Here is an 11628-nt window from a genome sequence, read left to right as displayed (position 1 = left end):
CAAGAGGCGTTGAGCCGATCATTCCGGTGTGAAGTCGAAGCCGTAGCGTTCCAGTTCTCGCTGCACATCCCCCGGGATCGGCCATGAGCGTTCGCTCATCTCGTCGACGAGGTGGGCAGGATTCCGGCCGTTCCAGTAGAGGCGTGTGCTCTTGCCGTCGGCATCGGTCAGCACCAAGAAGTTGGCGGTGTTCCAGCCGTTCAACGTGGCCTTGGTGGACTCCGCCGCGAACCTTCGGGCCAGCTCTGTCGCAAAAGCCGGCTCAAGATCCGGACCCTTCGCCGGCACCGCAAACTGCCCGAGGCAGGTAAGTCCCCCAACGACGCGGGAGAGGTCACCCGTGAGAGTGGCGGGGTCATAGCCACCACACTCCGGAGGGGCGACGTAGAACGGCGTCGTCCGCAGCCCTGACAGGGCCTCCTGCCACTCATCCGCGAGAGGCCCGGACGGCATCCACGCCCCGCCCTCCTCCCCCAGGTACACGACCCCGCCCTCGCCGACAGCCAGCACGAGAGGGTCGCCAAACGCATTCAGCAAAACAATCGACGGCAGGCCGGCGGTGAGGCGCATGTCCTCCGGCGCGCCCGGTGTGGGCGTCGCCTCGGCGATGGCCGTGACCAGGGCGGGTGGGAGCCAGCGCTGCACGACATCGCCGTCGAAGTCCGTCGAGTCCGACGGCAGCCCGCAGAGCGCTCCGCTGGTGGCTTCCGCTCGGTCAACCGGGAGGAACGTGTGGGGATAGCGGGGTTCACCGGTGTCGCTTCGCGGGTATCCGTCGCACAGCCGCGGCTCACCCAGGTCGGACGAGAGGTGGGTGGCCCGCTGCTCGGTCCACATCGGCGCGATGGCCTCCAGCAGCGCGTCGCCGCCGACTCTGCCACCCCAGCCCCCCACCCACCGGCAGTTGACAGTCTCTGCCGAGATGACGCGCCGGCGGCCGTCCGGGTAGTCGATGGCAAGGTGGTACGTCACTCCGCCGACCTCCGTGCAACCATCCCCCTCCCGAGCCGGCATGGGCTCAAGTTGGTTGATGGCGTCGACGACCCGGTCCGGGTCCACCACGAGTGGCTCCCGCAGGCCGAGCTGCCCACCGAAACGGGCGTTGAGGTCGCCGCACAGCCACACCCGCTCCGCGCCGACGGGCAGCCTGTCTCCGGCCGGCAGTTGGTCGGGCGCGAGCGTGCCGTCCCGGATGTCGGCGCACACCTTGGGTGTCAGGCCGCCCGTGTCCTCCGGGCCGAGTGTGGGTTCCGGCTCCGCGTCGGGGTTTCGCCGCAGTTGCGCGAAGTAGTCGTCCAGGCGTTGCGCCTGTGCGGCGTCGGGGTACCAGACCCGTCGCTCGGGGTTGTTCCACATCAGACCGGCGGCCCTGCCCCACGTCCCCCAGGACAGGGTGACGGGGTCGTTGTGGGGGCTGAGCAGGACGATCTGCTCATCTGAACTGAACGCCCCGAACCGGCTCAGCGGCTCACCACCCGACGACACCTTGTCCCGGACCAGTGTCAACAGGTCCGCAGGGAGGTCATCGCTCCTCATGGTGGCGCCGGCGCCGCCGGCGGTGGTCTTCCTCTGGAGGACGCATCCGTGGCCATGCCCGAGATCGGCGGGGTCCATGCTGAACAGCGAGGTGTACCCGGGGCACATGGTGACGTCGAGTTGCACAGGGTCAGTGGACTCGCGCTGCGCTTCCCACAGATCCTGCAGGGTCGCCACATAGCCGTCGGCCCCTTCCACGATGCCGCTCGACATCCTGAAGTGCTGGCAGCCATCGGGTGCGAAGTTCCCCTCGAGGGTTTGCGTCTTCTGGTCGGGATACTCGACGAGGAGGTGGTACACCTCGCCACTGGACGCGCAGTCGATCGCCGCTCCCTCCTGCCAGGTCAGGTCGTTGAAGGCGCTCACCGCCTCGTCGACGCCCACAGTGAGGGCCTCCTGAGGCCCGATGAACGCCAACTGCCCCCCGTAGGGAAGCCTCGGGTAGGCCTCGCCGCAGAGCCATAGTTTCGTCGCTCCTTCCGGGAGCTTGCCGTCGACCGGGTCGGTCCCCTCGAAGTTCTTGTCCGCAGCTTCCTGACAGGGAGTGGGCATGCCCTCCCGCTCCGGTTGTGGCGTGGCAGTGGGGGCCGGGGTGGTCATCACCTGCGGTCCGGCACCCAGATGCAGCCCCATCGGGATGGCGAAGGCGACGACGACCGCGACCGCGGCAGCCCCGACCATTCGGCGGCGATGCTGGCTCCGGCGTCGGGCCCTGCCTGCCCAACCCCCGGCGGACGGCTGCTCGGGGAGGATGCGCTGGAAGGCGTCGCTGAGTTCGTGTCCGTTCATGAGTCGACCTCCGTGTCACTCAGGTGGGTGGAGAGCCGCATTGCTTTGAGGCCACGGCTGGCGTGTGAGGTGACGGTGCCGACGGGTATCCCCAGCATCTGCGCGACCTCCTGGGCGGGTCGGTCCTCGAAGTACCGCAGCACCAGGACGGCCCGCTGCATGCGGGGCAGTGTCGCCAGTGCGCGGAGCAGGTCCTCCCGCAGTGCCGGGTCGTCGTCGACGACGCCGATGGCGTCCGGGTGCACCTCGGTGGGGACCTCGGAACGCCAAGCCTTCCGTCTCCACCAGGAGACGAACGTCCGGTAGATGGTGGTGCGGACCTGAGCCTCGAAGTGTCGATCATTCTCGCAGGAGGCGTAGCGGCCGTACATCTTGGTGAGCGCCGTCTGGACGAGATCCTCGGCGTGGTGGGCGTCGCCCGTCAGCAGCCACGCAGCCCACCAGAGCGCACCGCCCCGGTCCGACACGAACTCGTCGAACCCGGCGGCCGCCTCGATGCGACGCTCCGTCATGACTGCCTCCACACCCCTACAGACGCGGTGGGGGTGGTGTTCCACTGCAGCGGGGTTGCAGACATCATGGCGGAGCGGTCGGCGCCGCGCTCCAACGCTCAGCTGTGCGTCGGCTGCGGCGAGGGTCGGCCCTCGTCGAGGGCCTTGTTGAGTCGTGCCGCAAGTTCCGGGGTCGGTGTCCATTCCCAGCCCTTGTCACCCTGCTGCCAGAACCACTTGTCAGTGGCCGTCTGCATGAGGGGCAGCCGGTCGCCGTAGTCGTCCACCAGCATGATGGTGTCCCCGTCCCAGTGGACAGCCGGGTTGGGTTCCAGGTCAGTGCGCACCCACGCCACGCTTGCGCTCTGCGCCTCCCTTCGGGCCTCAGTAACCAACTGTTGCGGCGCGGGGACCCTGACGCCCTCCACGACTCCGGCCTCGTTCCGAATGACTGTGCACAGCGCGCCGTCCACGTCGTAGCGGTCCATGGGCCGACCCAGGGAGGGACCCATGTTGTCGCACACCCCGACCCGTGGGGCCAGCGGCGGGTTCTGCGGATTCTCGTCGCGCTGCCGCCTCCACAACTGATCCAGACCGTAGAACCATTCCGGGCTTCCGTAGCGGACGTGCTGCTGCTCACTGCCCCAGAGGACCTGCCCCGAGCTGTAGAGATCGATCTGCACCACGTAGCGCTGGCCGTCGGCGTACGTGAAGACGAGGTAGCCCTTGTTGGGCGACAGGGAGCGCTGCTTGCCCTCGACCGGCGTGGTGGAGAGTTCGCGGAAGCTGTCGACCAACCGCTGTGTCGCCTGCGTACCCACGAGCGGTTCGAAGGGCGCGCGGGAAACCACACCGCTGCAGAACCACACCGCTGATGGGCCGTCCGGGAGCGTGTCGCCGGGGAGCTCACTGGTGGCCATGCGGCCTTCGGCGTCCACCCTGCACTGCTCGTCATAGGACGCTGTGCTGATCGCGGTGGGCTGCGGCGTGGCCACCTGCTGGCCGGAGCTGCCCATGGTCAGGGCCAGGGGAACGGCCAGGGCTGCGACCAGTGCCGCGGCCGCTGTTCCCGTGAGGGTGCGGGTCCGGCGGCGACGGCGTCGCGCACCCGCCAGCAGGCCCTCGGGGAGTTCCCGGTGCGGCACCACCTTGTCGAGCGTCTCGGAGATCTCGTCCTCGTTCATCGGCTTGCCTCCTCATCAGTCAGGTGCACCGACCCCTGCAGGGTCACGCACCCACGGTGGGCGTACTTCTTGACCGTCCCCTCACCGATACCGAGGATCGACGCCACCTCCGCGATGGGCCGATCCTCGAGGTATCGCAGGGACAGAACCGCCCGTTGCATGCGCGGCAGGGTGTCCAGTGCGCGCAGCACGTCCAGTCGCAACGCGACGGGTACGTCGTCGTCGGCCCGCTCCGGCACCTGTTGCGTGACGGTCTCGGAGTTCCAACTCTTGCGCCGCCACCACGACACGAACGTGCGGTAGATGGTGGTCCTCAGGTAGGCCTCGAACTTGTAGTCGTTGGCCAGCGCGTCGTACTTGCCCAACGACTTGGCCAGCGCGCTCTGGAGCAGGTCCTCCGCGTGGTGGTCGTCGCCCGTCAGCAGCCACGCGGCACGCAGGAGGCCGCTTCCGCGGTCGGCGAGGAAACCCTCAATGCCGTGTGCTGCGGCATCTGTTGCATCCTCCATGGTGACCTCCTACCCCTCACGACGCTGTGACCCGCCCGGAAGGTTGTCACTCTGCCGTGATCAACCTGTAAAGACCTTGTCCAGAGCCTCGGCGAGCGTGCCGGTGGGGGTGAGTGACCAGTGCGTCAGCGACGGGGCGCGGAGCGTGTGGCACCCGTGATGGCAGCGAGGATTTCCTCGTAGGTGGCCTCCGATGCGGAGAAGGACCCGTTGTTGCGTCCGTGCCTCAGTACTTCGACGCGATCGGCCACGGCGCGCACGTCCGTGAGGTTGTGGCTGATGAGGATGACACCCAACCCCATGTCGCGCAGACCGTCGACGTAGGTGAGTACCTCAGCCGTCTGGCTGACGGACAGCGAAGCCGTTGGCTCGTCCAGGACCACGAGCCGCGGATTGGCCACGAGGGTGCGGGCAATGGCCACGCACTGACGCTGTCCGGCCGACAAGGTGTACAGCGGGGCCCGCAGGTCCGGGATGCGGCTGTGCAAACGGTTCAGGTAGCTGCGGGCCAGGTCGTCCATGGCGTCCACGTCGAGGAGTCCCCGCACGGAGTGTTCCCGACCCAGGAAAATGTTGGAGGTCACGTCCAGGTTCTCGGGCAGGGCCAACTCCTGGAACACCGGGGCGATGCCGTGCGAGAACGCTGCCTGGGCGTTGGGGATCGTGACCGGCTCACCATCGATGAGGATGGTGCCGGAGTCCGGCCTGTGGATGCCGGCGACGATGCGGGCGAGCGTGGACTTGCCGGCCGCGTTGTCGCCGACCAGCGCCACCACTTCACCGCGGTGCACATCCAGGTCGACATCCATCAGGGCCTCCACTCCACCAAAGTGCTTGGAGATGGCACGAAGGCTCAACAGCGGGATGGGGCGTTCCATGGCGTCACACTTCCTGGGTCATCAGCGAGGGGCTCACGGCATCGTGGGCCAGAGCGAGAGCTCCCCGAGCCTCGGGGTCCTGGCATTCAGACTCTCTCACGACGATGGCGCGGCTGAGGAGGGGGCGCGAGGCCAGAGCCTCCCGGATGGGGTCGCAGAACACGTCCCCCGCTGCCGCGAGTTCTCCTGCGATGGTGACGCACTCCGGCCCGAGCAGCATGGCCGCGTCCGCCACCACTCCCCCGACGACCGCTGCGGCATCGGCCACCACCTGCCGACAGCCGGGGTCGCCGGCCCGTGCCGCGGCGACGATGGCCCGCAGGCCCATGGGCCCATGACTCACCCGCAGGTCCTCCGCCATGGCGTCGCTCGTGACGACAGTGTTGAGGCAGCCGCGCGCACCACACCGGCAGATGGGCCCGGAAGCGTCCACCCGGACGTGACCCAGCGCCCCTGCAATACCGCCGACACCCCGGTGCGGTAGGCCCTCCAGCAGGATGCAGCCGTCCACGTTGTGCGAGGCGCGCACCAGAAGTCCCGTGGTGACGCCGCGAAGGCTGCCGTACCGGGACTCGGCGACGGCGGCCGCCTCAGCCTCCGATGTGACCAGGATTCCTCTGCGAAGCCGCCGCTCCAGCACTGCCTCCACCCGGACGTCCTCCCAGCCGGGCAGTCCAGCAGCGGCGGGCAGGCCGGTCCGCGCCGGCAGAGCGACCCCCACCGCATCGACGTCGTCCAGGGAGGCACCCAGCTGCTCGGTCAGTTCGGCCACCAGTAGGGCGATCCGGTCCAGGGTGGTGTCGTGACGATGATCGGCGGGCAGCGGGAAGGACTGGCGCGCGTTGACGGAATACGACGCGTCCGCGACGATCACTTCCGCGGCCCTGCGTCCGATGTGGACGCCGACGGAGAGTTCCGAGGAGCGCACCAGTGACACCTGCTGGGCCCTGCGCCCGGACCTCGTGGTGATGCTCGTCTGGACGATGCCAGCGGCCAGTAGTTGCTTCACGATGTTGGACACGGTGGCTGGCGAGAGTCCCGTGGCGGCGGCAAGCTCCACCTGGGTGATCTTGCCGTATAGCTTCACTGCTTCAACGATTCGACCACTGTTGGCTTCGCGCAAGGACGCCTGCGAACCAGGTGCCCCCATGCCGATGCTCACGCTGCTAACGCTAGCAGTCAGACCCAAGAGTGACAGGCGAGCGCTTACAGCGTGCCTTGACTTCTTACCTTGAATTCAGTGGTGCAACTCAGGAGCCAGCTCGGGAGAGGGAGCATCCAGCGACTCCCGACGCTCAAACCACAGGATGGAACCAGACTATAAGGCGTTGTGGGAGCGGCAAGTAACCGCTCCCCCCGGCCATGAACCCAAGAGCCCCGCAGAAAAATTGAATTTAAGGCTTGACGCCAATGGGGTGGAGGCTTTACCGTTTCCTCATCACCGAGCACCGCCGCTCCCGAGCAATCACCGCAGGCGCTCACCCAGCCAGTCGAAGGAGACCAGGCATGACAGCAAGCCACGTTCTGCTCGAGATGCGACGCATCACGAAGGAGTTCCCCGGCGTCCGCGCCTTGGACGAGGTCACCATGCAGGTTCGTCGGGGCGACATCCACGCCATCTGCGGCGAGAACGGTGCCGGCAAGTCCACGCTCATGAAAGTGCTTTCCGGCGTGTACCCCCACGGCACCTACGAGGGCCAGATCATGTTCGAGGGCTCGGAGATGAACTTCTCCACCATCAAGTCCTCCGAGGAGAAGGGCATCGTGATCATCCATCAGGAACTGGCCCTGATCCCCGAGCTGTCGGTGGCCGAGAACATCTTCCTGGGCTCCGAGATCATGCGCGGTCGGCTCATCGACTGGGAGGCCTCACGACTCCGTGCCATGGACCTCCTGGCTCGCGTCGGTCTGGACATCGACCCTGACACCGCCATCAAGTCCCTGGGGGTCGGGCAGCAGCAGCTCGTCGAGATCGCCAAGGCGCTGTCCAAGGACGTGAAACTGCTCATCCTCGACGAGCCGACGTCCGCCCTCAACGAGGACGACTCCGCCAACCTGCTGGACCTGATGCGCGGACTCAAGGCCAAGGGGATCACCTGCATCATGATTTCCCACAAACTGAACGAGATCGCCGCGGTCTCCGACGCCGTCACCGTCATTCGTGACGGCAGGACGGTGGAGACCTACGAAGTGGTCGCCGGACACGTCGACGAGGACCGCATCATCCGCGCCATGGTGGGCCGTTCCATTGAGAACCGCTACCCGAGCCGCGAGCCGCACATCGGCGACGAGCTCATGGAGGTGCGGGGATGGAACGTGGAGCACCCGAGCATCCCGGGGCGACTCATCGTCAATGACGCACACTTCACGCTTCGCCGAGGCGAGGTCGTCGGCTTCGCAGGCCTCATGGGCGCGGGACGCACCGAACTGGCCCGCTCCATCTTCGGGCGCTCATATGGCACATGGCTCAGCGGACAACTCATCCTGGATGGCGAGGAGATCGCGCCGAAGAACGTGGAACAGGCGATCGCCGCAGGCATCGCCTACGTCACCGAGGACCGCAAGACACTGGGCCTCAACCTGATCGACTCCATCAAGAAGACCATCGTCTCGGCAAACCTCCGCGACATCGTCACCCGCGGTCTCCTGCAGCCACGCAAGGAGAACAAGGTGGCGGAGAAGTACCGCAAAGAACTGCGCATCAAGGCGCCGAGCGTCGACGTCGGTGTCTCCACCCTCTCCGGCGGCAACCAGCAGAAGGTTGTCCTGGCCAAGTGGATGTACCCGGCACCGAAGGTGCTCATCCTCGACGAGCCCACACGAGGCATCGACGTCGGTGCCAAGTACGAGATCTACAAGCTCATCCACTCCCTTGCCAACGACGGCAAGGCCGTCATGGTGATCAGCTCCGAGTTGCCTGAACTCCTCGGCATCTGTGACCGCATCTACACCATCTGCGAAGGCCGTATCACCGGCGAACTCGCGGCCAGCGACGCCGACCAGGAAACCCTGATGCGCCGCATGACCACCACATCAGCAACCGCGCCGGCGGCCCCGGCACTGATCGCCTGAGCCCGGACAGGACAGCAATGAAGCACCTGAAGCAGATTTTCGGAGGCAGCCTCCAGCAGTACACGATGGGGCTCGCCCTCATCCTCCTCGTCGTCGTCTTCAACCTCGTCTCCGGCGGTCGGATGCTGACGTCCTCGAACTTCCAGAACCTCATCTCCGGCAACGCCTACGTCCTGATACTGGCGATCGGGATGGTGATGGTCATCGTCATCGGGCAGATCGACCTGTCGGTCGGTTCCGTCGCCGGCTTCGTCGGCATGGTCACAGCCCTCAGCATCGCCCAGTACGGATTCCCCTGGTGGGCGGGCATGCTGCTCGGTCTCGTCGCCGGCATCGTCGTTGGCGCCTGGCAAGGATTCTGGCTCGCCAAGATCGGTATCCCCGGATTCATCACCACGCTGGCAGGCATGATGATCTTCCGCGGCCTCGTGATCTGGATGTCGAAATCCATCTCGGTGCCAGTGCCCAAGCAGTTCCAGTTCCTGGGCGCCGGTTACCTCCCCGAATGGGGTCCCGCCTGGACCGGCATGAACAACTCGACCCTGCTGCTCGGACTGATCGGGGCTGCCTGGTTCGTCCGCAGCGAGATGAACCGCCGCAGGCACCTCATGGAACGCGGACAGGAAGTTCCACTGTGGGCCTCGCTGGTACGCATCGTCCTCCTCGTCACCGTCATCGGCTACGTCACCTACCTCTTCGGTAGCGGCCGCCCCGGCACATCGTTCCCCATCCCCGGCGTCATCCTCGTCATCCTCGTGATCATCTACCACGTCCTCACCCATCGGACCCGCTTCGGCCGCCACATCTACGCAGTGGGTGGCAACAAGGCAGCCGCCGCCCTCTCCGGTGTCAACACGCAACGCACCTACTTCCTCGTCATGATGAACATGTCATTCCTGGCAGCCATCGCAGGCATCCTGTTCATCGGTCGCGCCACCGCCGCCGGACCCTCCGACGGCACCATGTGGGAGCTCGACGCCATCGCCGCAGTGTTCATCGGCGGCGCCGCGGTCTCCGGAGGCATCGGCACCGTGATCGGCTCCATCATCGGTGGCCTCGTCATGGCCGTACTCAACAGCGGGCTCATGCTCATGGGTGTGGGCGCGGACCAGACACAGGTCATCAAGGGTCTTGTCCTGCTGGCGGCTGTCGCCTTCGACGTCTACAACAAGCAGCAGGGACGCTCCTCCATCATCGGTCACCTGATGCGCAACTTCGGATCAGGTGGGGACAACGAAGCCGGCTCCACGACAGCCGGGTCCATCACCGGGCAAGCCGAGCTTCCCTCCGCCGGGGGCCCCGTCGTCGACGCCATCGACACGATGCCCGAGCCCGCTCAGCGTTGACCCGGGACGGCCGCCGGCCACCCGTCAAACCAGCCCCCACCACGTGTGAAACCCACATCGTCTGGGCATGCCATGCCCAAAGACCAGCCCGGGACCCCGGGCCCTCGAAAGGAACAACCATGAAGTTCAGAGTCGCATCAGCCCTGGCTGCAGTCCTCATCACCTCGCTGAGCCTCACCGCCTGTGGCGGCGGTCGCGAAGGAACCACCTCCGACCCCGCCGCCACCGGATCCAGCGAGACCGCCGCCGGATTCGCCGCCGACGCCACCGTCGGTGTGGCGCTGCCCTGGCTCGGCACCCAGAACTGGAAGGAGGCCGAGGTCTTGTTCAAGGACCAGCTGAAGGCCGCCGGTCTCACCCCGCTGGTGCAGAGCGCTGACCAGAAGGTGCCGCAACAGCAGCAGCAGATCGAGGCCATGATCGAGCAGGGCGCCAAGGTCATCGTCGTCGGGCCCGTCGACGGCACGCAGCTGGGCTCCGTGCTGGAGAAGGCCCACGACGCGGGTATTGCCATCATCGGCTACGACCGGCTCATCGAAAACACCACCGGCGTCGACGCCGTCGTGCAGTTCGGCTCCATCCGCACCGGTGAGCTGCAGGGCCAGTCCCTCCTCGACGGCCTGGCCGAACGCGCCGGGGATGCCCCGTACAACATTGAGCTGTTCGGCGGCGGACCGGCTGACCCGAACGCCCCGAGCTTCTTCGAAGGAGCCATGAAGGTCCTCCAGCCGAAGATCGACGACGGCACCCTCGTGGTCGTCTCCGGACAGAAGGACTTCACGCAGGTCGCCACCCAGGACTGGGACAACGCCAAGGCGCAGGCCCGCATGGACTCGCTGCTCTCCGGCTTCTACGCCGACAAGACCATCGACGGCGTCCTGTCCCCCAACGACGGCATCGGGCGCGCCATCCTGACCTCCGTCGCCCAGGCCGGCCAGGAACTCCCGGTCGTGACCGGGCTCGACGCTGAGAACGAGTCCATCATTTCCATCAACGACGGCAAGCAGTACTCCACCGTCGCCAAGCCCACCGACGCACTGGTGGCCAAGACCATCGAGCTCATCTCCGCGCTGCAGAAGGGTGAGGCCATGCCCTCCACCGACGCCAAGGAGAACAACGGCAGCATCGACGTCCCGATCTTCCAGCTGGACCCGGTGGTCGTGACCAAGGCGAACCTCAAGGAGGTCTTCGCCAATGACCCCGAGCGCCTGAAGCTCATCGAGGGCTGACCGACTCCATCACGACGAGGCGTGGGCAGGATGTTCCTGCCCACGCCTCGTCGCGTCCAGCGGCAGCAGTGCAGCTGCCCAGTACCCGTGGCTCTGGAAGACTTGCCCCGTGAGCGAGCAGACCGGAACCTTGTACGAACGCGTCGGAGGACGTGAGACCTTCGCGAAGCTGATTCGCGTCTTCTATGAAGGCGTCGCCGAGGACCCGCCGCTGCGCGCGCTGTATCCCGAGGAGAACCTCGCGCCTGCCGAGGAGCGGCTGCTGCTGTTCATGGAGCAGTACTGGGGCGGCCCCAAGACCTACAGCGAGACCCGCGGCCACCCCCGTCTGCGCATGCGTCACGCACCCTTCGCTGTCACACCCACGCAGCGCGACCGCTGGCTGCACCACATGCACGCTGCCATCGACGCCGTCGACCTGGACCCGTCGGACGAAGCAGAACTGCGGGACTACGTCACCCGGGCCGCACAGTTCATGGTCAACGCCGACGAGGAGTCGGCCGGCAGCACCCCGATGCACCTGCCCCTGGCCTGACCGACGCGGTGCGCCCCGTTCCCTGAGTGCCGCCGTGAGGAACGACGTCGGTGTATCGA

At 66.7% G+C, this 11628-nt stretch carries 10 protein-coding genes; 4 read left to right on the top strand and 6 right to left on the bottom strand.

Going from position 1 to position 11628, the window contains the following annotated elements:
- Window positions 1–18: 18 nt before the first annotated feature.
- The 6 genes from EAX62_RS05500 to EAX62_RS05475 form a co-directional block, all read right to left on the bottom strand.
- Entirely contained in the window at window positions 19–2325 is a 2307-nt protein-coding gene (locus tag EAX62_RS05500) for a hypothetical protein (protein WP_121900589.1), read from the bottom strand.
- The gene (locus tag EAX62_RS05495; RefSeq protein WP_121900588.1) at window positions 2322–2837 is read right to left on the bottom strand and encodes a SigE family RNA polymerase sigma factor; all 516 of its coding nucleotides are present in this window, start codon (window positions 2835–2837) and stop codon (window positions 2322–2324) included. Before EAX62_RS05495 ends, EAX62_RS05500 begins: the two co-directional genes overlap by 4 nt.
- 98 nt (window positions 2838–2935) lie before the next feature.
- A complete protein-coding gene (locus EAX62_RS05490; RefSeq protein ID WP_121900587.1) occupies window positions 2936–4000 on the bottom strand; it encodes a hypothetical protein in 1065 nt (354 codons plus the stop codon).
- The gene (locus EAX62_RS05485; RefSeq protein ID WP_121900586.1) at window positions 3997–4509 is read right to left on the bottom strand and encodes a SigE family RNA polymerase sigma factor; all 513 of its coding nucleotides are present in this window, start codon (window positions 4507–4509) and stop codon (window positions 3997–3999) included. The genes EAX62_RS05490 and EAX62_RS05485 overlap by 4 nt, the downstream gene beginning before the upstream one ends.
- 125 nt (window positions 4510–4634) lie before the next feature.
- Window positions 4635–5387, bottom strand: coding sequence for an ATP-binding cassette domain-containing protein (locus EAX62_RS05480; protein WP_121900585.1), 753 nt, complete (start codon window positions 5385–5387; stop codon window positions 4635–4637).
- A 4-nt stretch (window positions 5388–5391) separates the two neighbouring features.
- Window positions 5392–6537: an ROK family transcriptional regulator gene (locus EAX62_RS05475; protein ID WP_267897976.1), complete on the bottom strand. Its 1146-nt coding sequence runs from the start codon at window positions 6535–6537 to the stop codon at window positions 5392–5394.
- A gap of 356 nt (window positions 6538–6893) precedes the next feature.
- Here EAX62_RS05475 and mmsA point away from each other — a divergent pair, with 356 nt between their 5' ends.
- From mmsA to EAX62_RS05455, 4 genes are all read left to right on the top strand, one after another.
- A complete protein-coding gene (gene mmsA / locus EAX62_RS05470; protein WP_121900583.1) occupies window positions 6894–8459 on the top strand; it encodes a multiple monosaccharide ABC transporter ATP-binding protein in 1566 nt (521 codons plus the stop codon).
- Window positions 8460–8476: 17 nt separating this feature from the next.
- On the top strand, window positions 8477–9805 hold the full coding sequence (locus tag EAX62_RS05465) for a sugar ABC transporter permease (RefSeq protein ID WP_121900582.1): 1329 nt from the start codon (window positions 8477–8479) through the stop codon (window positions 9803–9805).
- A 119-nt stretch (window positions 9806–9924) separates the two neighbouring features.
- Window positions 9925–11034 carry a substrate-binding domain-containing protein gene (locus EAX62_RS05460; protein WP_121900581.1) on the top strand — a complete coding sequence of 370 codons (1110 nt, stop codon included), beginning with the start codon at window positions 9925–9927 and terminating at the stop codon, window positions 11032–11034.
- A gap of 109 nt (window positions 11035–11143) precedes the next feature.
- Window positions 11144–11569, top strand: a complete 426-nt coding sequence (locus tag EAX62_RS05455; protein WP_121900580.1) for a globin — start codon at window positions 11144–11146, stop codon at window positions 11567–11569.
- The last annotated feature ends 59 nt before the right edge of the window (window positions 11570–11628 follow it).

The organism is Tessaracoccus antarcticus (genome assembly GCF_003688855.1).
In the GTDB taxonomy this organism is placed as follows: Bacteria; Actinomycetota; Actinomycetes; order Propionibacteriales; family Propionibacteriaceae; genus Arachnia; species Arachnia antarctica.
This window is presented reverse-complemented; position numbering and strand designations above follow the sequence as displayed.